At 68.1% G+C, this 20,946-nt stretch carries 19 protein-coding genes; 12 read left to right on the top strand and 7 right to left on the bottom strand.

The window, feature by feature from the left end; genetic code table 11:
* Positions 1-120: 120 nt before the first annotated feature.
* Positions 121-672: a phasin family protein gene (locus AC57B8_RS30170; RefSeq protein WP_095950673.1), complete on the bottom strand. Its 552-nt coding sequence runs from the start codon at positions 670-672 to the stop codon at positions 121-123.
* A gap of 184 nt (positions 673-856) precedes the next feature.
* Here AC57B8_RS30170 and AC57B8_RS30165 point away from each other — a divergent pair, with 184 nt between their 5' ends.
* Positions 857-1,783, top strand: coding sequence for a histone deacetylase family protein (locus tag AC57B8_RS30165; RefSeq protein ID WP_070059641.1), 927 nt, complete (start codon positions 857-859; stop codon positions 1,781-1,783).
* A complete protein-coding gene (locus AC57B8_RS30160; RefSeq protein WP_354347224.1) occupies positions 1,780-2,232 on the top strand; it encodes an acyl-CoA thioesterase in 453 nt (150 codons plus the stop codon). The genes AC57B8_RS30165 and AC57B8_RS30160 overlap by 4 nt, the downstream gene beginning before the upstream one ends.
* Positions 2,233-2,289: 57 nt before the next feature.
* Here the strand turns inward: AC57B8_RS30160 and AC57B8_RS30155 are convergent, their stop codons facing one another.
* Together AC57B8_RS30155 and AC57B8_RS30150 are read right to left on the bottom strand one after the other, a co-directional pair.
* A complete protein-coding gene (locus AC57B8_RS30155) occupies positions 2,290-2,700 on the bottom strand; it encodes a hypothetical protein (protein WP_095950978.1) in 411 nt (136 codons plus the stop codon).
* Between the two features lie 67 nt (positions 2,701-2,767).
* Complete coding sequence (locus AC57B8_RS30150; RefSeq protein ID WP_095950977.1) at positions 2,768-3,001, bottom strand: CsbD family protein; 234 nt, start codon at positions 2,999-3,001, stop codon at positions 2,768-2,770.
* A 185-nt stretch (positions 3,002-3,186) separates the two neighbouring features.
* Here AC57B8_RS30150 and pncB point away from each other — a divergent pair, with 185 nt between their 5' ends.
* From pncB to AC57B8_RS30110, 8 genes are all read left to right on the top strand, one after another.
* A complete protein-coding gene (pncB, locus tag AC57B8_RS30145) occupies positions 3,187-4,407 on the top strand; it encodes a nicotinate phosphoribosyltransferase (RefSeq protein ID WP_070059637.1) in 1,221 nt (406 codons plus the stop codon).
* A gap of 36 nt (positions 4,408-4,443) precedes the next feature.
* Positions 4,444-5,856 (top strand): sodium:proton antiporter, encoded by a 1,413-nt coding sequence (locus AC57B8_RS30140; protein WP_159277575.1) that lies wholly within the window; start codon positions 4,444-4,446, stop codon positions 5,854-5,856.
* A gap of 34 nt (positions 5,857-5,890) precedes the next feature.
* Positions 5,891-6,880, top strand: a complete 990-nt coding sequence (locus AC57B8_RS30135; RefSeq protein WP_159277574.1) for a 2-hydroxyacid dehydrogenase — start codon at positions 5,891-5,893, stop codon at positions 6,878-6,880.
* 36 nt (positions 6,881-6,916) lie between these two features.
* Complete coding sequence (locus tag AC57B8_RS30130; RefSeq protein ID WP_139705444.1) at positions 6,917-8,287, top strand: DNA recombination protein RmuC; 1,371 nt, start codon at positions 6,917-6,919, stop codon at positions 8,285-8,287.
* Positions 8,284-9,447, top strand: coding sequence for an MFS transporter (locus AC57B8_RS30125; protein ID WP_070059634.1), 1,164 nt, complete (start codon positions 8,284-8,286; stop codon positions 9,445-9,447). The genes AC57B8_RS30130 and AC57B8_RS30125 overlap by 4 nt, the downstream gene beginning before the upstream one ends.
* Positions 9,448-9,556: 109 nt before the next feature.
* Positions 9,557-11,095: an MFS transporter gene (locus AC57B8_RS30120; RefSeq protein WP_496481595.1), complete on the top strand. Its 1,539-nt coding sequence runs from the start codon at positions 9,557-9,559 to the stop codon at positions 11,093-11,095.
* A gap of 82 nt (positions 11,096-11,177) precedes the next feature.
* Positions 11,178-11,636 carry a hypothetical protein gene (locus tag AC57B8_RS30115; RefSeq protein WP_095950973.1) on the top strand — a complete coding sequence of 153 codons (459 nt, stop codon included), beginning with the start codon at positions 11,178-11,180 and terminating at the stop codon, positions 11,634-11,636.
* A gap of 2 nt (positions 11,637-11,638) precedes the next feature.
* Complete coding sequence (locus AC57B8_RS30110; protein WP_496481594.1) at positions 11,639-12,289, top strand: TetR/AcrR family transcriptional regulator; 651 nt, start codon at positions 11,639-11,641, stop codon at positions 12,287-12,289.
* 9 nt (positions 12,290-12,298) lie between these two features.
* Here the strand turns inward: AC57B8_RS30110 and AC57B8_RS30105 are convergent, their stop codons facing one another.
* The 3 genes from AC57B8_RS30105 to earP form a co-directional block, all read right to left on the bottom strand.
* A complete protein-coding gene (locus AC57B8_RS30105; protein ID WP_070059745.1) occupies positions 12,299-13,162 on the bottom strand; it encodes an LOG family protein in 864 nt (287 codons plus the stop codon).
* Positions 13,163-13,284: 122 nt separating this feature from the next.
* Complete coding sequence (gene efp, locus AC57B8_RS30100) at positions 13,285-13,839, bottom strand: elongation factor P (protein WP_062479082.1); 555 nt, start codon at positions 13,837-13,839, stop codon at positions 13,285-13,287.
* Between the two features lie 153 nt (positions 13,840-13,992).
* Positions 13,993-15,078: an elongation factor P maturation arginine rhamnosyltransferase EarP gene (earP, locus tag AC57B8_RS30095; protein ID WP_496481593.1), complete on the bottom strand. Its 1,086-nt coding sequence runs from the start codon at positions 15,076-15,078 to the stop codon at positions 13,993-13,995.
* A 103-nt stretch (positions 15,079-15,181) separates the two neighbouring features.
* Here earP and AC57B8_RS30090 point away from each other — a divergent pair, with 103 nt between their 5' ends.
* On the top strand, positions 15,182-16,630 hold the full coding sequence (locus AC57B8_RS30090; RefSeq protein ID WP_095744620.1) for a M20/M25/M40 family metallo-hydrolase: 1,449 nt from the start codon (positions 15,182-15,184) through the stop codon (positions 16,628-16,630).
* Positions 16,631-16,691: 61 nt separating this feature from the next.
* Here AC57B8_RS30090 and AC57B8_RS30085 read toward each other — a convergent pair whose 3' ends face one another.
* Positions 16,692-18,785, bottom strand: coding sequence for a gamma-glutamyltransferase family protein (locus tag AC57B8_RS30085; protein WP_496481592.1), 2,094 nt, complete (start codon positions 18,783-18,785; stop codon positions 16,692-16,694).
* Between the two features lie 146 nt (positions 18,786-18,931).
* Between AC57B8_RS30085 and uvrC the strand changes: the two genes are divergently transcribed.
* Positions 18,932-20,905, top strand: a complete 1,974-nt coding sequence (gene uvrC / locus AC57B8_RS30080; protein ID WP_496481591.1) for an excinuclease ABC subunit UvrC — start codon at positions 18,932-18,934, stop codon at positions 20,903-20,905.
* Positions 20,906-20,946: the final 41 nt, after the last annotated feature.

Raw genomic sequence — 20,946 nt, 5'->3', positions numbered from 1 at the left:
CTGAAATGAGACCCGCATTATCGAAGACGGCCGCCGGACGAAAAAAAAGGCCTCGTCGTGAGACGAGGCCCTGAATTGGATCCGTGAGGACCCAAGGAGACAACTGGTGGTGGTCGGTGCTTAGCGCTTGCGCGAAGCGGTGGCCGTCTTGGCAGCGGCGACGGCTTGGGTCGACACGGCGTTGAAGTTGGCTTCGGCGACGTCCGACGCTTGCTTGACGGCCTTCTGGACCGATTCGAAAGCGTTGTTGGCGGCAGCCACGGCGCTCTTCAGCACGGCGACGGCGGTTTCCGAACCGGCGGGGGCGTTCTTGGAAGCGCTGTCGACGAGGCCGACGAAGGCTTGCTGGGCTTCAGCGGCCTTGGCTTCGAAAGCCTTCGAGAATTCGGTGCTGGTGCCTTGGGCGATGTCGTACAGGTGACGGCTGTAGGCAGCGGTCTTTTCGGCCAGGGGCTGGAACAGGCTGGCTTGCAGCGTCAGCAGCTCTTGGGCGTCCTTGACGTTCAGGGCAGCTTGAGCGGTGCTCTGGGCTTCGGTCAGGGCGGCCTTGGAAGCGGTCACGTTCAGTTCGACCAGCTTTTCAACGCCTTCGAAAGCCTTGGTGGTCAGGCCGAACAGGGTTTCGAGGTTTGCTTTTTGAGCGGCGAGGATTTGGTCAGCGGTCAGGGCCATTTGAGATCTCCAGAAAGGATGATGGGGTGGTCGATTCACGTTGCGCTGCGCCTCGTCGTCTATGTTGCGGTGCAGCATGGCCTCAAGTATAGGCAGCTGAACGCGGCGATCAAGTGGTTTTTGCTGCTCTGCAGCAATTTAGAAGCGGTCTTCTAAATCCGGCCTGCGCGGCCAGAATGCGGCCATGCGTGCTTTCTATTCCGGGCAGTTCGTCCTGCCTTTGCCGCCGGGCCACCGCTTTCCCATGTCGCGCTACGCGATGCTGCGCGATCGCCTGCAGGAGCAGCTGCCGGCCGTCGAGATGGACCCGGCCCCGCGCGCCACCGATGACGAGTTGGCGCTGGCCCACACCCCCGAATGGATCGCCGCCGTCAGCGAAGGCCGCGTGAGCCCGCAGGCCATGCGCGAGATCGGCTTTCCGTGGAGCGAGGCGATGGTCGAGCGCTCGCGCCGCTCCACCGGCGCCACCATCGCCGCCTGCCGCGCTGCCTTCGCGGGCGGCGTGGCGGCCAACATGGCGGGCGGCACGCACCACGCCTACGCCGACAAGGGCAGCGGCTTCTGCGTCTTCAACGACGCGGCGGTGGCTGCGCGGCTGATGCAGGTCGAGCAGGCCCGTGCCGGCCGGCTGCTCCGGGTGGCCATGATCGACCTTGACGTGCACCAGGGCAACGGCACCGCCCGCATCTTCCAGGGCGACCCGAGCGTGTTCACGCTGTCGGTGCACGGCCAGAAGAACTTTCCGTTCCGCAAGGAAGCGAGCGACCTCGACGTGGAGCTGCCCGACGGCTGCGGCGACACCGACTACCTGGCGGCGCTGGAGCACGCGCTCGACGAGCTCGACCGCCGCTTCTCGCCCGGCCTCGTGATCTACCTGGCCGGCGCCGACCCCTTCGAGCGCGACCGGCTCGGCCGCCTCAAGCTGAGCTTCGACGGCCTGGAGGCGCGCGACCGCCGCGTGTTCGACTGGACCTGGCAGCGCCGCATCCCCACGGCCTTCGCGATGGCCGGCGGCTACGCCAGCGACATCGCCGAGACGGTGCAGGTGCAGCTGGGCACCTTCCGGGTGGCGCTCGATTACTGGCGCCGCTGGCAAAATGCCGCGCGATGAGCGCCCCGACCCCCACCCCCAAGCCCACGCCCCACACCCGCAGCGCCTACCGGGCGTTTCGCAGCATCCCGACGCGCTGGGCCGACAACGACATGTACGGCCACGTCAACAACGTCGTCTACTACAGCTGGTTCGACACTGCGGTGAACGCGCTGCTCATCGAGCGCGGCGCGCTCGATATCCACGGCGGCCAGACCATCGGCTTCGTGGTCGAGACGCAGTGCAACTACTTCGCGCCGGTGGCCTTTCCGCAGACGGTGGAGGCGGGCATCCGCGTGGCGCAGGCGGGCCGATCGAGCGTGCGCTACGAGATCGCGCTGTTCGCCGAGGGCTCCGACACCGCGGCCGCGCAGGGGCACTTCGTGCATGTGTACGTCGACCGCGCGACGCAGCGGCCGGTGCCGTTGCCCGAGGCGCTGCAGCAGGTGGTCGATTCGCTGCGCGCCTGAGCGCCCATGAAAAACGGCGCCCGCAGGCGCCGTCCGTGAGAGGGGCCGCAGCCCCGCTTACATCGTCTTCTTCATGGCCTTGATGTCGGCCTTGCCCTGGGCTTCATCAGCCTTGGCCTGCTTCACGCAAGCGTCCTTGGCCGCGCCATTCTGGTCGTCGCACTTTTCCTTCGCGACTTCATAGGCAGCCTTCACCTTCTCTTCGGCCACCTTGCGGGCATGGCTGTCGCTCGGCTGGTACTGCTGCTCCAGCTCGGCCTTGGCCACTTCTTCCTTGCCCTTGGCTTCCTTCTGGCAGACGTCCTTGGCGTTGTCCTTCATCGTGTCGCACTGGGCCTTGGCGACCTTGTAGTCGGCCTCGACCTTTTCCTTGGCGACCTTGTACTCGTCCTTGGTCATCGCACCGGCCTGGCCGGCGACGAAGAAGGTGGAGGCGAGGGCGAGCATGACGAGGTGTTGTTTTTTCATGGTGTGTGTCCTTTGCGGTGAATGACAGGGAAAGAGAAGGGAAGGGCGCAGGGCGCTTGCTTCTTTCTCAGTTCTTCTCGAACCAGAGCGCGTCCGGCGAGCGGCCGTCGCGAGATTCCCAGTCCTTGACCTGCTTCTCGGCCTCGTCGCGGCTGATGCCGTGGCGTTCCTGGATGCGGCCCAGCAGCTGGTCGCGCTTGCCGGCGATGACGTCGAAGTCGTCGTCGGTCAGCTTGCCCCATTGCTCCTTGATCTTGCCCTTGAGCTGCTTCCAGTTGCCTTCGATGGTGTCCTTGTTCATGCGAATCTCCTTGAGAAAGAGTGATGACCCGGCGGAACATGCCGCCGCCGTGAAATCAATGTCGCGTGGGTGATTCCCCCTGCCGGTAGGACGTGCAGGCCGGCACTCGTAGGCACAGGCCGACGCAGGCCGTGATAATGGAACGGACGCCGATGACAGAGACCCGAGACACCGCGCACCGCACCATGATCATTCACAGCCTGCTCGACACCGACCTCTACAAGTTCACGATGATGCAGGTGGTCCTGCACCACTTTCCGGGGGCGCGGGTCGAGTACCGCTTCAAGTGCCGCAACCCGGGCGTCAACCTCGCGCAGTTCGCGGGACAGATCCGCGACGAGATCCGCAGCCTGTGCTCGCTGCAGTTCCGCGACGCCGAACTCGCCTACCTGCGCTCGATGCGCTTCATCAAGAGCGACTTCGTCGACTTCCTGGGCCTGTTCCGGCTCAACGAGAAGTACATCAACGTCATCCCCCAGCCCTCGGGCGAACTCGAGATCCGCATCAAGGGGCCGTGGCTGCACACCATCCTGTTCGAGATCCCGGTGCTGGCCATCGTGAACGAGGTCTACTTTCGCAACACGCAGAAGAACCCCGACTTCGAGGAAGGCCGCCGCCGCCTCGACCTCAAGATCAGCCAGCTGCAGGAAGCCGGCCTGGGCGACCTCAAGATCGCCGACTACGGCACGCGCCGCCGCTTCTCGAAAGACTGGCACGAGGAAGTGCTGCGCACCCTGACCCAGCGGCTCGGCGCCGTGGCCTCGCCGCCGGCCAAGTCGCCCGCCGGCGAGCGGCTGCCGCAACTGGCGGGCACCAGCAACGTGCTGTATGCCATGAAGCTGGGGCTCATCCCGCTGGGCACCATGGCGCACGAGTACCTGCAGGCCTGCCAGGCGCTGGGTCCGCGACTGCGCGACAGCCAGATCTTCGGCTTCGAGAGCTGGGCCCGCGAATACCGCGGCGACCTGGGCATCGCGCTGTCCGACGTGTACGGCATGAGCGCCTTCCTGCGCGACTTCGACCTGTACTTCTGCAAGCTCTTCGACGGCGCCCGCCACGACAGCGGCGACCCGTTCCAGTGGGGCGAGCGCATGCTGGCGCACTACCACGCGAACCGGGTCGATCCGCTCACCAAGACGCTGATCTTCAGCGACGGCCTCACGGTGCCGCGCACCATCGAGCTGTACCAGCAGTTCCGCGGCCGCTGCCTGCTGGCCTTCGGCATCGGCACCAACCTCACCAACGACCTGGGCTACGAGCCGCTGCAGATCGTCATCAAGATGATCCAGTGCAACGACCAGCCGGTGGCCAAGCTGTCGGACACGCCGTCCAAGAACATGTGCGAGGACGAGAAATACCTGGCCTACCTGCGCCAGGTGTTCGAGATCGAACAACCCCCCGTTTGAAGGCTGTACTGACCTGTCTGGTACGGTACAGCCCCCATGAAGAAAACGATCCGACTGACGGCAGCCGCGGCGCTGCCGATGCTCTTTCCCGCCCTGGCCTTCGCCGCCGATTTCGACGGTGCCGCGCTCTCGCCGCTGTGGGGCGTGCCGTTCGCCGGCATCCTGCTGTCCATCGCGCTCTTGCCGCTGGCCACGCCCTCGTTCTGGCACCACCACTACGGCAAGATTTCCGCCGCCTGGGCGCTGGCCTTCCTGCTGCCCTTTGCCGCGACCTACGGCGCGGGGCTGGCGGGCGTGCAGCTGGTGCATGCGCTGGTGGCCGAGTACATCCCGTTCATCATCCTGCTCACGGCGCTGTTCACCGTGGCGGGGGGCATCCACATCCGCGGCAACCTGCACGGAACGCCGGGGCTCAACACGGCGATCCTGGCCATCGGCGCAGTGCTCGCGAGCTTCATGGGAACCACGGGCGCCTCGATGCTGCTGATCCGGCCGCTGATCCGGGCCAACGACAACCGGCAGCGCAAGGTGCACGTGATCGTGTTCTTCATCTTCATCGTGTCGAACGCGGGCGGCTCGCTCACGCCGCTGGGCGACCCGCCGCTGTTCCTCGGCTTCCTCAAGGGCGTGGGCTTCTTCTGGACCGCGCAGCACATCCTGCCCGAGACGATCTTCATCCTGGCCGTGCTGCTGGCGCTGTTCTATGCCATCGACCGCCACTTCTACCGCAAGGACGGCGTGCTGCCCGTCGACCCGACGCCCGACACCCCGCGCCTGGGCTTCGACGGCGCGGCCAACTTCTGGCTCTTGGGCGGCATCGTCGCGCTGGTGCTGCTGAGCGGCTTCTGGAAATCGCCCGTCGTGTTCGACGTGTTCGGCACCGAGGTCGGCCTGCCGGGCCTGGTGCGCGACGTGGGGCTGGCGCTGATCGCCATCGTCTCGTACAAGCTCACGGCGCCCAAGGTGCACGCCGACAACCAGTTCGAGTGGGGCCCGATGGCCGAGGTGGCCAAGCTCTTCGCCGGCATCTTCCTGACCATCATCCCGGTGATCGCCATGCTCAAGGCCGGCACACAGGGCCCGTTCGGCGCCATCGTGGCGGCCGTGACGCGCGCCGACGGTCAGCCCGACCCGGCCATGTACTTCTGGGCCACCGGCATCCTGAGCTCGTTCCTGGACAACGCGCCGACCTACCTCGTGTTCTTCAACACGGCGGGCGGCGACCCGGCGGCGCTCATGACCACCTATGCCAGCACGCTGGCCGCCATCTCGGCCGGCGCCGTGTTCATGGGCGCCAACACCTACATCGGCAACGCGCCGAACCTGATGGTCAAGGCCATCGCCGAAAGCCGCGGCGTGCGCATGCCCAGCTTCTTCGGCTACATGGCGTGGTCGGGGGCGATCCTGGTCCCGCTGTTCGTCCTGTGCACCTTCATCTTCTTCCGTTGATCCTTCCAGCCCTTCAAAGAAAGAGACACGTTCCATGAGCAGCAAGCCCAAGATCCTGGTCGCGCGCGCGGTGTTCCCCGAAACCCTCGCGCGCCTGGCGCAGCATTTCGAGGTCGAGTCGAACCAGGCCGACGAGACCTGGAGCAAGGACCAGTTGATCGCCAAGCTGCAGGGCAAGCAGGGCGCCTTCACCACCGGCAGCGAGCGCATCGACGCCGCGGTGCTCGACGCCTGCCCCGAGCTGAAGATCTGCGCCAACATGGCCGTGGGCTACAACAACTTCGACGTCGACGCCATGGCCGCGCGCGGCGTGCTGGGCACCAACGCGCCCGACGTGCTGACCGAGACCACGGCCGACTTCGGCTTCGCGCTGCTCATGGCCACCGCGCGCCGCATCACCGAGAGCGAACATTTCCTGCGCGCGGGCAAATGGGAAAAGTGGAGCTACGACATGTTCGCCGGCTCCGACATCCACGGCTCGACGCTGGGCATCATCGGCATGGGCCGCATCGGGCAGGGCATCGCCAGGCGCGGCGCGCACGGCTTCGGCATGAACGTGATCTATCACAACCGCTCGCGCCTCGACGCCACGCTCGAGGCCGAGTGCAAGGCCCGCTACGTCGGCAAGGAAGAGCTGCTCAAGACCGCCGACCACGTCGTGCTGGTCGTGCCGTACTCGCCAGCCTCGCACCACACCATCGGCGCGGCCGAGATCGCGCTCATGAAGCCGACCGCCACGCTGGTCAACATCGCGCGCGGCGGCATCGTCGACGACGCGGCGCTGGCCGTGGCGCTGCGCGAGAAGCGCATCGCCGCTGCCGGCCTCGACGTGTTCGAGGGCGAGCCCAAGGTCCACCCCGACCTGCTCACCGTGCCCAACGTGGTGCTCACGCCGCACATCGCCAGCGCCACCGTGCCCACGCGCCGCGCCATGGCCGACCTGGCGGCCGACAACCTCATCGCCTGGGGCACCGGCAAGGGGCCCTTGACCCCTGTCACGCCGGTGCCGGCGGCCACGAAATAACCTGACAGCGAGAGCGACACGCCCCCCACCTTGGAACTGACGGATCTGATTCTTCTCGCACTGGCCGCATTCGCCGTGGTGCAGCTGGTGCTGGTCATCTGGCTGCTGGCCCGCCGGCCACCCCCACCTGATCACAGCGAAATGCTGGGCGTGCTCGCCGCCATGGGCCGCGCCAACGAACGCACCGAGCGCGAGCTGCGCCACGAGATCGGCGAAAGCTCGCGCGGCGCACGCCAGGAAACCGCGCAGGCCTTCGCCACCTTCCAGCAGTCGCTGGTGCAGCAGGGCGCCGAGGCCACGCGCACGCAGAACGCGCAGCTCGACGCCTTCGCGCTGCAGCTCGCGTCGCTGCAGAAGACCCTGGCCGACACGCTGAACACCCAGCTGCAGGGGCTGAGCGAATCGAACGCGCGCCGCCTTTCCGAGGTGCGCACGACCATGGAAACCCAGCTCGCCCAGCTGCAGCAGAGCAACACCGCCAAGCTCGACGAGATGCGCAAGACCGTCGACGAAAAACTGCAGAGCACGCTCGAAGCGCGCCTGGGCGAAAGCTTCAAGCAGGTGGCCGACCGGCTCGAGCAGGTGCACAAGGGCCTGGGCGAGATGCAGACGCTGGCTGTCGGCGTCGGCAGCCTGCAGCGCGTGCTGACCAACGTGAAGACGCGCGGCGTGTTCGGCGAGGTGCAGCTCGAGGCGCTGCTCGAGCAGGTGCTCACGCCCGAGCAGTACGCGCGCCAGGTCGAGACCAAGCCGCGCAGCGGCCAGCGCGTCGACTTCGCGATCCGCTTCCCGGGGCGCGGCGACGACGGCGCGCCGGTGTGGCTGCCGATCGACGCCAAGTTTCCGCGCGACGACTACGAACGCCTCATCGACGCCCACGAGCGCGCCGATGCAGCCGGCGCCGAGGCCGCGGCCAAGGCGCTCGAGACGCGCATCCGCGTCGAGGCCAAATCGATCGCCGAGAACTACCTCGCGGCGCCGCACACCACCGACTTCGCGATCCTGTTCCTGCCGGTCGAAAGCCTCTACGCCGAGGTGCTGCGCCGCCCTGGCCTGATGGACGCGATCCAGCGCCAGCACCGTGTGACGCTGGCCGGCCCGACCACTTTGCTCGCCATGCTCAACAGCCTGCACATGGGCTTTCGCACGCTGGCGCTGGAGCGCCAGGCCTCCGAGGTCTGGAAGGTGCTGGGCGCGGTCAAGACAGAGTTCGAGCGCTACGGCGAATGGGTGGCGCGCATCAAGGAGCAGGTGGCCAAGGCCTCCGACACCATCGACAAGGCCGACACGCGCGCCAAGCAGATGCGCCTGGCGCTGCGCAAGGTCGAGGCCTTGCCCGAGGCGCAGTCGCAGGCGCTGCTGCCGCCCACGGCCGACACTGACAGCGAGGCCGACGACACCCCGTGAAAGGTTCTGAATTGCTGCGCGTCATCGTGGCGCAGGTCTGTTTGCACGCCACGATGGCGGGCATGCGGCTCGCCACACCGCTGCTGGCGCTGCAGCAAGGCTACAGCGCAGCGGCCGTCGGCCTGCTGATCGCGCTGTTCGCACTGACCCAGGTGTTTCTTGCATTGCCGGCCGGGCGTTTTGCCGACCGGCATGGGCTCAAGCGGCCGCTGTGGCTGTCGGTGATCGCGGCCTCGGGCGGGGCAGGGCTGGCGCTGATTTTTCCGGTGTTCCCCGTCATGTGCATCGCCGCGCTGCTGACCGGCGGCGCCACCGGCGCGACCGTCATCGCGCTGCAGCGGCACGTGGGCCGCTCGGCCACCGACCCGACGCAGCTCAAGCGCGTGTTCAGCTGGCTGGCCATTGCGCCGGCGGCGGCGAACTTCGTCGGGCCCTTCCTGGCCGGGATGCTGATCGACCACGCCGGTCGCGCGCCGGCCGACCTGCTGGCCTTCCGCATCTGCTTCGCCGTGATGGCCTTCCTTCCGCTGCTGTGCTGGCTGCTGGCGCGCGGCGCGCACGAGCCGCCGCGGGTGGCGCCGGTGCCGGGCGCCGCGCCCACGCGGGCCTGGGACCTGCTGCGCGAGCCGATGTTCCGCCGCCTGCTGTTCGTGAACTGGCTGCAGTCGTCGAGCTGGGACGTGCACGCCTTCGTGCTGCCGGTGCTGGGTCACGACCGAGGCATTAGCGCCTCGGTGATCGGCTCCATCCTCGGCGCCTTCGCGATCGCCGCGGCAGTCATCCGCATCGTGTTGCCGTTGATCGCGTCGCGTGCGTCGGAGCGCAGCGTGATCCTGAGCTCGACCGTCGTCACTGCGGCCGTGTTCGCCATCTACCCGCTGCTGAATTCACCGTGGACCATGGGCATCTGCTCCGTGGTGCTGGGCTTCGCACTCGGCGCGGTGCAGCCAATGGTGATGAGCATGCTGCACCAGATCACGCCGCATGCCCGGCACGGCGAGGCGTTGGGGCTGCGGCTGATGACCATCAACGCATCGAGCGTCGCGATGCCGATGCTGTTCGGCTCGCTCGGCGCGCTGATCGGCATTGCCGGCGTGTTCTGGGTGGTGGGCGGCGTGCTGGCGCTGGGCGCCAAGGCGACCTGGGGATTGAAGCTGTGACGGCGGTTTGAATCCCACGTTGCAAATAACAGTAATTCTCATTTGATTGACAGAATACTGACTCGAAGTCAGTATCGGCGCCTTCTTTCTTCCTGACCCGAAGGCGTCCATGGACTCCCATTCCCCGTCGGCCGCTGCCGACCCGCGCCGCCGCCTGGCCCTGGTGGCGGCGGTCTACCTTGGCAGTTTCATCGCCACGCTCGACGTGAGCATCGTCAACGTGGCGCTGCCCACGCTGCAGCGCGCGCTCGCGACCGACCTGGCCGGGCTGCAGTGGGTGATCGACATCTATGCGTTGTGCCTGTCGGCCTTCATGCTGTCGGCCGGCCCGATCGGCGACCGCTACGGCCGCAAGCGCGCCTGGCTGGCCGGCGTGGTGGTCTTCACCGTGGGTTCGGCGATGTGCGCGATGGCGTCGGGGCTGCCGATGCTGCTGGCGGGCCGCGCGGTGCAGGGCGTGGCCGGCGCGCTGATGATTCCGGGCGCGCTGTCGCTGTTGGCGCACGCCTTCCCCGAGCCGGCCAGCCGCGCGCGGGTGATCGGCGGCTGGTCGTCGTTCACGGCGCTGTCGTTGATCCTCGGGCCGATGCTCGGCGGGCTGCTGGTGGACCACGCGGGCTGGCAGAGCATCTTCCTCATCAACCTGCCGATCGGCGTACTGACCGTGGCGCTGGGCATGTGGGGCCTGCGCGAGTCCTCACACCCCGAGCATGCGGCGCTCGACCCGGCGGGCCAGGTGCTCAGCGTGCTCTGGCTGGGCGCGCTCACCTACGGGCTCATTGCCGCGGGCGAACACGGCTGGGGCTCGCGCCACGCGGTGGTCGCGCTCGTCGCGGCGGCTGTCGGGCTGGCGCTGTTCCTGGCGGTGGAGGCGCGCGTGGAACGGCCGCTGCTGCCGCTCGCGCTGTTCCGCGACGCGCGCTTTTCGGTCACCAACTTCGCCTCGTTCGTGCTGGGCTTCTCGACCTACGCCAGCCTGTTCTTCTTCTCGCTGTTCCTGCAGCAGGTGCAGGGCTGGTCGGCCAGCGAGACCGGCTGGCGGCTGGTGCCGCAGTTCGTGGCGACCGGCCTCGTGGCCTCGCAGTTCGGCCGGCTGGCGCGCCGCTTCGAGGTGCACACGCTGATGGTCGCGGGCTACGGACTGATCGGCGTGGCGATGCTGCTGCTGACGCTGTTCTCGGCCGACACGCCCTACCTGCCACTGGCGCTGCTCTTCGTGGCGCTGGGGGCGGGCGCGGGCCTGGCCGTGCCGGCCACGAGCACGGCGGTGATGGCCTCGGTGCCCGCGCAGCGCTCGGGCATGGCCTCGGCCACCATGAACGCGCTGCGCCAGGGCGGCATGCTGATCGGCATTGCGCTGCTCGGCACGCTGATGCGCACGCGCGCCACCGCGCTGATGGCCGAGTCGCTCGCGCGTGCCGGCGTGCCCGACGCACCGCAGGCGGCCGTGGCGGCGGTGTCCCGCCACGACCTCGGCGCGCTGGCCGCGCTCGACCCCGGCATGGCGCAACGGCTCCTGAGCGATGCGCTCGCGGGCGGCTTCCATGCCGCGATGGCCTGTGCCGGCGTGGCCGGCCTGGTGGCGGCGGGGCTGCTGCTGCGTGTCAGGCCGCGTGCCGCCGCGCTCGCCGCCCCCACGCGTGCCTGAGCCGTTCGCCATGCCCGCCGTCCGCATTCCCTTCCTGCGCCGCAGTGCCCGGCGCCTTCCGGTTGTCTACAAGGAGTCTTTCATGATCCGTCACGAACTCAGTCAATGGCCGCTGGTCATCAGCGTGTCCGCAGGCCTGCAGACGCTGGAAAGCCTGCAGGCCTTCACCGAGGACTGGAACCGCTGGCTCGACCGCGGCGAGCCCTTTGTCTCGCTGCGCGTGTTCGCGGACGCCGATGCGCTGGTGCATCCCGAGGGCAGCGCCCAGAGTGCGAAGCAGTGGCTGCAGGCGCGCGGCGCCGACATCCGCCGCCATATGATGGGCATGGCGAGCGTGGTGCCCGCCGACCAGTTCGAGAAGATCAGCAAGATGAACGTCGAAAAACTCTTCGGTATTCCCGCCAGCACCTTCGCCCGCACCGACGAGGCCCTGGCCTGGCTGCGCGAGCGCGTGCTGGCCCCGCGCGGCCTGCGTCTCGATGCCGCGGCGGTGCACGCCGCCATCGACACGGCACGCGCCGGTGCCATGGCCGGTTCTTGAGCATGACAAGCAGCAGCCCCGACGACGCTCCCGCCACCGCCGTGCGCCGCCGCACCAAGGCGCCGCAGACCCGCGCCGTCGCGCTGATGGACGCCGCCGAGCAGCTGTTCATCGCCAAGGGCATCCCCGCCACCAGCATCGACGACATTGCCGCCGGCGCGCAGGTGGCCAAGGGCACCTTCTACCTGTACTTTCCGTCGAAGGAGGCGCTGCTCGGCGCGCTGCAGCAACGCTTCGTCGACACCTTCTGCGCCCGCCTGCAGGAGGCGATGGACCGCCACGCGCCGGGCAAACACCGCGCGCGGCTCAAGGCCTGGGTGGAAGCGGGGCTGGAGACCTACCTGGACAACGTCGCGCTGCACGACGTGGTGTTCCACGAGTACCGGCCCGAGGACCGGCGCATGCGCAACGACAACGTCGTCATCACGCAGCTCGTGACCCTGTTGACGCAAGGCGACGCCGCGGGCGTGTGGGAGGTCGAGGACGCGACGCTGACGGCTGTGATCCTCTTCAATGCGCTGCACGGCGTGGCCGACGATGCCGTGGCCATGGGGCCGCACGCGAACCCGGTGGCCGACCGCCGCCGCCGCGCCCGCGCGCTCACGCGCTTCTTCGAGCAGGCCCTGCGGCCCGACGACAGCGACGACGCCTGACCGGGGCGGTCAGAGCTTGTAGAAACGCTTGATGGCGTCCCACGCGTCTTCCGGCGCGTCGACGTATTCGAAGAGCTTCACGTCGCCGGGCGAGATCACGCCTTCGTCGACCAGGAAGTCGAAGTCGATCAGCTTCTTCCAGTAGTCCGAGCCGAAGAGCACGATCGGCACCGGCTTCGACTTCTTGGTCTGCACCAGCGTGATCACCTCGAACAGCTCGTCGAGCGTGCCGAAGCCGCCCGGGAACGCCACCAGCGCCTTCGCACGCATCATGAAATGCATCTTGCGGATCGCGAAGTAGTGGAACTTGAAGCTCAGCGCCGGCGTGACGTAGGGGTTGGCTTCTTCTTCCATCGGCAGCGCAATCGCCAGGCCGACCGAGAGGCCGCCGGCTTCATGCGCGCCGCGGTTGGCCGCCTGCATGATGCCGGGGCCGCCGCCAGTGCACACGAAGAGCTTGTCCTGCGGTTCCTTCTTCTCGCTGTACTGCGCGACCAGCTTGCCGAAGGTGCGCGCCTTCTCGTAGTAGTGCGAGTTGCGCGAGAGCCGGCGCCAGCGCTCGGCCAGGGCCGTGTCGCCGGCCGCCTCGGCCTGCGCGACCAGCGCGGCGGCTTCGTCCTCGCTGCGGAAACGCGCGCTGCCGAAGACCACCACCGTGTTCTCGATGCCATGGGCGCGCTGCTCGAGGTCGGGCTTCATCAGCTCGAGCTGCATGCGGATGCCGCGCGTTTCGCGGCGCAGCAGGAACTCGGGGTCGGCGAAGGCCAGGCGCGAGGGATCGGGATCGAGGGGCAGGCCCCGGTCGGAATGGGACTGCAGCGTGGCCCAGGCATCGGCCAGGCGCTTGTCGTGAATGTTGTGCGTGTTGTTCATGAAACGGTCGTCGAACGGAATTGGCTTGGCATTGTGCGCCGATGCAACCCGCGTGCCCGCCAACGAAAAAGGCTCCTTGCGGAGCCTTCGTCGTGGTGGTGGTCAGCCAGGTGCAGACGCGCTCAGACGCGCTTGCGGTATTCGCCGGTGCGGGTGTCGATTTCGATCTTGTCGCCTTGCGACACGAACAGCGGCACGCCGACTTCGAAGCCGGTGGCGATCTTGGCGGGCTTCATGACCTTGCCCGAGGTGTCGCCCTTGACGGCCGGCTCGGTCCAGGTGATTTCGCGCTCGACGCTGGTCGGCAGTTCGACCGAGATGGCCTTGCCGTCGTAGAACACCACTTCGACGGCCATGCCGTCTTCGAGGTAGTTCAGGGCGTCGCCCATGTTCTCGGCTTCGACTTCGTACTGGTTGTACTCGGCGTCCATGCAGACGTACATCGGGTCGGCGAAGTAGGAGTAGGTGCACTCCTTCTTGTCCAGCACGATCTGGTCGATCTTGTCGTCGGCCTTGAAGACCACTTCGGTGTTGAAGTTGGCGATCAGGCTCTTCATCTTCATGCGCACGGTGGCGCTGTTGCGGCCGCCGCGGCTGTATTCGGTCTTGAGGACGACCATCGGGTCCTTGCCGTGCATGATGACGTTGCCGGCGCGGATTTCTTGAGCGATTTTCATATCAGGTTCTCTGGATGTTGGCCGCTCGGTGCGCGGGGCCCTCGGCGCTGCATGCCGTCGTATCTGGCCCCGCCGTACATGTCCCGCGGCAGGTTTGGCGAAAGGCGTCCCCGACCGTGGCGGCCAGGGCTGAATTCCGCAAAGCCCGCTATTTTAGCTTTTTCCGGCGACCAGCTGCCGCAACTGGGCCAGCAGATCGTCCTGCGCGAGCAGCCTGCCGCGCGCCGCACGGGCGGTGTCGCGCCAGGCGTCCAGCGGGCCGGGCGCGGGCAGGGGCGCGTCGCCGAAGCCGTTCCAGGCGTGGTGAAAAAGCCGCAGCTCCGGCGGGGCGCCGAGCCAGTCGAGCCAGGCGTTGAGCTTGACGTGGTGCGCGTCGTCGTCCTGCGGGTAGATCTGCCACACGAGCGGCGCGCCGGCCCAGAGGGCGCGCACCAGCGAGTCTTCGCCGCGCACGAAGTTGAGGTCGCAGGCCCACAGCAGGTGGTCGAAATCCGTCTGGCTGAGGTAGGGGAGGTATGAAATTGATAGCGAACTTTGAACGCCCAACGGGCGATCTGGCATGCACGCCTGCACGGCACGCGCGGCCCGGCCCGCGGTGACCAGCAGGCGCGTAGGCACCGGGTCGGCGGCCAGCTGGGCGAGCAGGGCGGCCAGCGCCGGCGGCTCATAACAGAAGAGCGACACGAGGCGTTCACCCTCCTGCCAGGGAATCTGCTGCGCCTCCAGCCAGGGCGCCCGGTCGAAGCGCGCCTGGCGCGCCATGAGGTCGGGCTCGCGCAGCAGGCCGCCGGTGGCGGGCGTGAAGCCCGGGTAGAAGAAACGTTTCGTCAGCCCGGCGCCCGGGCCCTTGAACACCGGCGAGGGCAGCCGGTGCAGTTTCTCGACATAGGGCTCGGCCGACAGGTACTCGAGGTTGATCCAGGCTTGCGCAGGGCTCGGGGCCTGTGCGAAACGCGCGATGAGCTCGGGCTCCGGGTCGCAGCCGAAGGCCTCGACCAGCACGTCAGGCACCGAATCGGCAACGGCGCGGCACACGGCTTCGGCGTCGGACCAGTCGATCACCTGCACGCCGTCGCAGCCGGCCGGCGCCATCCAGTGCAGCGCCGTCGGGTCGTCGACCCACAGCCGCGCGCGCTCGCCCGCCGCCGCCAGCTGGCAGGCCAGGCGCCAGCAGACGCCCAGGTCGCCGTGGTTGTCGATGACTTTGCAGAAGATGTCCCATTGCATGCGCGTGCCCATGGCCGCGAGTGTGCCTGTCTTCGCGGTCGCTCAGGCGCGGGCGAAAACGGGGCCCGCTTGCTATGCTGCCCTCGCCACAACAACCATCGGAGAGAGCCAGACCATGAGGATGCAGACCCGTCGCCGTTCGTCGTTTTCTTCTTCGCCCTTGAGCAGCGCCAAACGCGGCGTGCTCGCGCTCTCGCTGGCCCTGGCCGGCATTGCGGGCGCCCAGGCCCAGACCGCGCCGCTCACCGCGCAGCAGCAGCGCTTTCGCGAGATCTACAAGGAACTGATCGAGATCAACACCACCCACTCGGTGGGCGACAACACGGTCGCGGCGCGGGCCATGGAAAAACGGCTGGTCGACGCGGGCTTCGCGCCCGGCGACATCCAGATCTTCGAGCCCTTCCCGAAGAAGGGGAACCTGGTGCTGCGCTTCAAGGGCGACGGCAGCAAGAAGCCGCTGCTGCTGCTGGCCCACATCGACGTGGTCGAGGCCCGCCGCGAAGACTGGAAGACCGATCCCTTCAAGCTGCAGGAAACCGGCGGCTACTTCACGGCGCGCGGCGCCATCGACGACAAGGCCATGGCCGCGGCGCTGGTCTCCGTGCTCGGGCAGCTCAAGCAGGAAGGCTTCAAGCCCAAGCGCGACATCATCCTGGCGCTCACCGCTGACGAGGAGCGCGGCGACGCGCTGAGCAACGGCGCCTTCTGGCTCATCAACAACAAGCCCGAGCTGCTGCAGGCCGAGTTCGGCATCAACGAGGGCGGCGGCGGCGAGTTGCGCGGCGGCAAGCCGAACCTGCACCGCATGCAGGTGGCCGAGAAGATGTACACCACCTACATGCTCGAGGCGCGCGACGTCGGCGGCCACAGCTCGGTGCCCACCAAGACCAACCCGATCTACGCGCTCTCGGCCGGCCTGGAGCGCCTGGGCAACTACGCCTTCCCGATCAAGCTCGCGGACGTCACCAAGACCTACTTCGCGCGCAGCGCCCCTTTCGCCACCGGCCAGCTGGCCGACGACATGCGCGCCATCGGCAGCGGCAACCCCGACGCCGGCGTGCTCGAGCGCATGACGGCCAACCCGGCCTACAACGCGCAGCTGCGCACCACCTGCGTGGCGACGATGGTGCAGGCCGGCCATGCCGAGAACGCGCTGCCGCAATCGGCCAAGGCCACGGTCAACTGCCGCATCCTGCCGCACGACGATCCCGAGGAGGTCGAGCGCCTGCTGACCCAGGCCGTGGGCAACGACAAGATCGTGGTGCGCAACATGGGCAAGCCGCTGCGCAGCCCGGCCTCGCCGCTCAACGGCGACCTCGTGAAGACGGTCGAGACGCTCACGCAGCAGATGTGGCCCGGCGTGCCCGTGGTGCCCGCCATGAGCACCGGCGCCACCGACAGCCGCTTCCTGCGCAACGCCGGCATCCCGATGTACGGCGTGACCGGCATGTTCCTCGAGCCGGCCGATGCGCGCGCACACGGGCTGGACGAGCGCATCGAGATCCAGCGCCTGTACGACGGGCGCGAGTTCCTGTACCGGCTGGTGTCGGAAGTCGCTAAGTAAATAAACAGGTGATCGGGCAAGGGGGCTGGCGCAGCGGAGGTTGCGCCAGCCCCTTTGTCGTTCAGGGCGTGAAGGTGTCGCCCAGCACGATGCCTTCGCGGCGCGGGTCGGCGCCACCGGTCAGCACGGGCTTGCCGCCGACGTTCGTGCGCAGGATGGTGCTCACGCCGCTGGACTGCGCTCCGAGGTTCACCGTGTGGCCGAGCGCGCGCAGGCCGGCGATCAGCGGATCGTTGTTGTCTGAGTTCGAGGTGTCGATGGCCGGGTGCTCGCCGCCCACGTTGGTGAGGCTGTAGGTGGCGCCAGGGGGCGTCGGTGGTGGGGTGTTGGTGGCACCGAAGTCGACCAGTGATGTGGCTTGTTGCGCGTCGAGTCCCCAGTCGAGCGCGCCAACCAGTGTCTTCACCACGTACTGGATGATCGTGCCGCCGCCCGGCGAGCCGGTGCCCATCACGAACTCGCCCATGCTGCCGTCGGCGTTCTTCTTGAACACCAGCGTCGGCGCCATCGTGCTGCGCGGGCGCTTGCCGGGCGCGACGCGGTTGGCGAACTTCACGTTCGGGGTCACCGAGGTGTCGATCGGGTTGAGTGCGAAGTCGGTCAGCTGGTTGTTCAGCAGGAAGCCCTGCGTCATGTGGAACGAGCCCATGCTGCCTTCCACCGTCGTGGTCATCACGACCACGTTGCCTTGCTTGTCGACGACGGTGAAGTGCGTGGTGCCATGCTCTTCGGTCTTGTCGATGCCCAGCGGCACATCGCCCCGGTCGCCAGCCTTGGCGAGATTCATGCTCTTCGTCAGGCTGATGAGGCTGGCGCGGCCCTGCAGGTAGGACTTGTCGATCAGCATGGCGGGGCTGCCGCCGGGCAGCGGCACGAAGTCGGTGTCGGCCACGTACTTGTCGCGGTCGGCATACGCCAGCCGCTCGGCTTCGCTCACCAGGTGCACGCCCATCACGCTCGGCTTGCCGCCTTCGAGGTCGATGGCGGTCGGCTTGTACAGGCCCAGGTTGAAGGTCTCGAGGATGCCGAGGGTCGCCACCACCGCGATGCCGCCCGAGGACGGCGGCGACATGCTGCAGATGTAGTACTCGCGGTAGGTGCTGCAGACCGGGTCGCGGCGCTTGGCCTTGTAGGTGGCCAGGTCGGCCAGCGTGGTCTTGCCGGGCGTGATGGCGGAGCCGTCGCTGGCTGCCGTGGTGATGCCGATCTTGTCGACGATGCCCTGGGCGATGTCGCCTGTGTAGAAGGCGTTGGCGCCCTGTGTGGCGATCGTGTTCAGCGTCCTGGCATAGGCCGGGTTCGTGAGCTTGGTGCCCAGCGCCTTGGGCGTGCCGTCGGCGTTGAAGAAATAGGCCGTGGCGTCGGCGTCGCGCTTCAGGCTCGATGCGGAACCCGCGATGGCGGTCGCCATGCGTCCGCCGATCAGGAAGCCGTCGGACGCCAGCGTGATGCCATAGCCGAACAGGTCTTTCCAGGGCAGCTTGCCGTGGTCTTGATAAGCGATGTCGAGCATGCGCACGGCGCCGGGCGTGCCGATGGAGCGGCCGCTCGCTCGGGCGCCGCCGGGCTTGGGTGCGGTCTGGTCGTTCGTGTCGTCGATCCAGCGCAGGTAGTTCTCGGTGGCTGCGGCAGGCGCCGTCTCGCGACCGTCGTAGGCCTGCACCTTCTTCGTCGCCGCGTCGTAGTGAAGCATGAAGGCACCGCCGCCCAGGCCGCTCGACTGCGGCTCGACCAGGCCGAGCACGGCCTGCACCGCCACCGCCGCATCGACCGCGCTGCCGCCGGCCTTGAGCACGTCGCAGCCGGCCCGCGTGGCCAGCGGGTGGTTCGCGACCACCATGTAGTTCTTGGCGTACACCAGCTTGTGGCCGGGCACGTAGCCCGACGCCGGCTCCGGCGCGGCCGGATCGCCCGGGTCGCCCGAGCCGACGACCACCGAGGTGCCGCTGCTCGGGATCTGGCAGCCGTTGTCGGCGGCGGGCGGGGCCGTGGGCGTGGGCGTGGGCTGGTTGGCCGCGTTGATCGCGGCGATGGCCGCGACCAGTGCGGCGTTGTTCTGCGCGTTGTTGTTGCTGTTGCCGCCGCAGCCGGCCAGGGCCAGGGAGAGCGCGAGGGGCGTCAGGGCCCACCACGCGCGCGTGGAATTCTTGTTCATGGAGAGTGCTTCCTGAGTGGTGTTATTCGAAGGACAACGGGCGCTCCTCGCGCCCGCGTCCATCATGAGCACATTTCATTCCCGTGCGTGTCGCGTTCGTGCCGGGGGCGCCGCAGGGCCCCGCGCCGCGCGCCACAATAGCCGCCATGTCCGACGTGCATTCCGATCAATTGCTCAGCGAAGTCGCGGCCCTGCCGCAGTTGCCGGGTGTCTACCGCTATTTCGACGCGGCCGGCGCCGTGCTGTATGTGGGCAAGGCGCGCAACCTCAAGAAGCGGGTTGCCAACTACTTCCAGAAGAGCCACGGGGGCACCCGCATCGGCCACATGATCTCGAAGATCGTGCGCATGGAGACCACCGTGGTGCGCTCCGAGGCCGAGGCGCTGCTGCTCGAGAACAACCTGATCAAGACGCTCAAGCCGCGCTACAACATCCTGTTTCGCGACGACAAGAGCTATCCCTACCTGAAGATCGCCTCGCACGGGTTTCCGCGGCTGGCCTACTACCGCGGCGCGGTCGACAAGAAGCACCGCTACTTCGGGCCGTACCCGAGCGCCTGGGCGGTGAAGGAATCGATCCAGCTGCTGCAGAAGGTGTTCCGCCTGCGCACCTGCGAGGACACGGTGTACGCCAACCGCACGCGGCCCTGCCTGCTGTACCAGATCAAGCGCTGCAGCGGCCCCTGCGTGGGCCTCATTTCGCCCGAGGCCTACGCGCAGGACGTGGCCAGCGCCGAGGCCTTCCTGCTCGGCGACACGCAGGGCGTGCTCTCCACGCTCGAACAGCGCATGACGGCGCACGCCGAGAAGCTCGAGTTCGAACAGGCGGCCGAGCTGCGCAACCAGATGTCGGCGATCTCGCGCGTGCTGCACCAGCAGTCGATCGAGGTGGTGTCCGACAAGGACGTCGACATCCTCGCGGTCAAGGTGCAGGGCGGCAAGGCCTGCGTCAACCTCGCCATGGTGCGCGGCGGGCGCCACCTGGGCGACCGCGCGTACTTTCCGGTGCACGTGGACGACGCGGCGCAGATTCACCACGGCGAGCTCGACGCCGAAGACGGCGCCGACCCGGTGGTCGCCGACCCGATCGAGGTGCAGGTGCTCGAAGCCTTCATCGCCCAGCACTACATCGACGTGCCGGTGCCCGCCACGCTGGTGCTGGGCCGGCAGGTGAGCCGGGCGCTCATCGAGGCCATTTCGCAGCAGGCCGGCGCGCGCGTGACGGCCGTGTTCCAGCCGCACGAACAGCGCCGCCACTGGCTCGAGATGGCCGAGACGAATGCCGGCCTGCAGCTGGCGCGGCTGCTGGCCGAAGAGGGCTCGCAGCAGGCGCGCACCCGTGCGCTGGCCGACGCGCTCGAGCTGGCGTCGGACGACCTGGACAACTTCCGCGTCGAGTGCTTCGACATCTCGCACACCGCGGGTGAGGCCACGCAGGCCTCGTGCGTGGTGTTCGCGCACCACACGATGCAGAACCGCGAGTACCGCCGCTACAACATCGAGGGCATCACGCCCGGCGACGACTACGCGGCCATGCGCCAGGTGCTGCACCGCCGCTACGGCAAGCTGGCCGAGGCGATGGCGGCCGAGACGCAGGCGCTGGCGCCGGGCGATGCCGAGAGCGAAGGGGCCGAGGGCGTCGAGGCGCCGCCGCCCAGGACGCCGGCCGCGCGCATGCCCGACCTGGTGCTGGTCGACGGCGGCAAGGGCCAGGTGTCGATGGCGCGCGAGGTGTTCAGCGAGCTGGGCCTGCCGCTGTCGCTGATCGTCGGCGTCGAGAAGGGCGAGGGCCGCAAGGTCGGGCTCGAAGAACTGGTGTTCGCCGACGGCCGCGAGAAGGTCTACCTCGGCAAGGATTCGGCCGCCCTGATGCTCGTGGCCCAGATCCGCGACGAGGCGCACCGCTTCGCCATCACCGGCATGCGGGCCAAGCGCGCCAAGGTTCGCGTGGGCGGCAGCCAGCTCGAAGACATTCCGGGCATCGGCCCGAAGCGCCGGGCGCGTCTGCTGCAGCGTTTCGGTGGCATCCGCGGCGTGGCGGCGGCGAGCGTCGAAGACCTCGCCTCGGTCGAAGGTATTGCCACCGAACTGGCCGAGGAAATCTATCGCGCGCTGCGTTGAAGCCGGGATTGCCCCCGTCCTTCCGGCGCTTCACGCGTGCA

The organism is Variovorax sp. BGA-UO-ETr-C22, from assembly GCF_059567965.1.
The sequence above is the reverse complement of the archived record's forward strand: the minus strand, read 5'-3'. Positions and strand labels throughout refer to the sequence as shown.

Bases quoted from the DNA above. Each gene is read 5' to 3' on its own strand.
- AC57B8_RS30170 (WP_095950673.1), bottom strand. From the start codon at position 672: ATGGCCCTGACCGCTGACCAAATCCTCGCCGCTCAAAAAGCAAACCTC.
- AC57B8_RS30165 (WP_070059641.1), top strand. From the start codon at position 857: ATGCGTGCTTTCTATTCCGGGCAGTTCGTCCTGCCTTTGCCGCCGGGC.
- AC57B8_RS30160 (WP_354347224.1), top strand. From the start codon at position 1,780: ATGAGCGCCCCGACCCCCACCCCCAAGCCCACGCCCCACACCCGCAGC.
- AC57B8_RS30155 (WP_095950978.1), bottom strand. From the start codon at position 2,700: ATGAAAAAACAACACCTCGTCATGCTCGCCCTCGCCTCCACCTTCTTC.
- AC57B8_RS30150 (WP_095950977.1), bottom strand. From the start codon at position 3,001: ATGAACAAGGACACCATCGAAGGCAACTGGAAGCAGCTCAAGGGCAAG.
- pncB (WP_070059637.1), top strand. From the start codon at position 3,187: ATGATCATTCACAGCCTGCTCGACACCGACCTCTACAAGTTCACGATG.
- AC57B8_RS30140 (WP_159277575.1), top strand. From the start codon at position 4,444: ATGAAGAAAACGATCCGACTGACGGCAGCCGCGGCGCTGCCGATGCTC.
- AC57B8_RS30135 (WP_159277574.1), top strand. From the start codon at position 5,891: ATGAGCAGCAAGCCCAAGATCCTGGTCGCGCGCGCGGTGTTCCCCGAA.
- AC57B8_RS30120 (WP_496481595.1), top strand. From the start codon at position 9,557: ATGGACTCCCATTCCCCGTCGGCCGCTGCCGACCCGCGCCGCCGCCTG.
- AC57B8_RS30115 (WP_095950973.1), top strand. From the start codon at position 11,178: ATGATCCGTCACGAACTCAGTCAATGGCCGCTGGTCATCAGCGTGTCC.
- AC57B8_RS30110 (WP_496481594.1), top strand. From the start codon at position 11,639: ATGACAAGCAGCAGCCCCGACGACGCTCCCGCCACCGCCGTGCGCCGC.
- AC57B8_RS30105 (WP_070059745.1), bottom strand. From the start codon at position 13,162: ATGAACAACACGCACAACATTCACGACAAGCGCCTGGCCGATGCCTGG.
- efp (WP_062479082.1), bottom strand. From the start codon at position 13,839: ATGAAAATCGCTCAAGAAATCCGCGCCGGCAACGTCATCATGCACGGC.
- earP (WP_496481593.1), bottom strand. From the start codon at position 15,078: ATGGGCACGCGCATGCAATGGGACATCTTCTGCAAAGTCATCGACAAC.
- AC57B8_RS30090 (WP_095744620.1), top strand. From the start codon at position 15,182: ATGAGGATGCAGACCCGTCGCCGTTCGTCGTTTTCTTCTTCGCCCTTG.
- AC57B8_RS30085 (WP_496481592.1), bottom strand. From the start codon at position 18,785: ATGAACAAGAATTCCACGCGCGCGTGGTGGGCCCTGACGCCCCTCGCG.
- uvrC (WP_496481591.1), top strand. From the start codon at position 18,932: ATGTCCGACGTGCATTCCGATCAATTGCTCAGCGAAGTCGCGGCCCTG.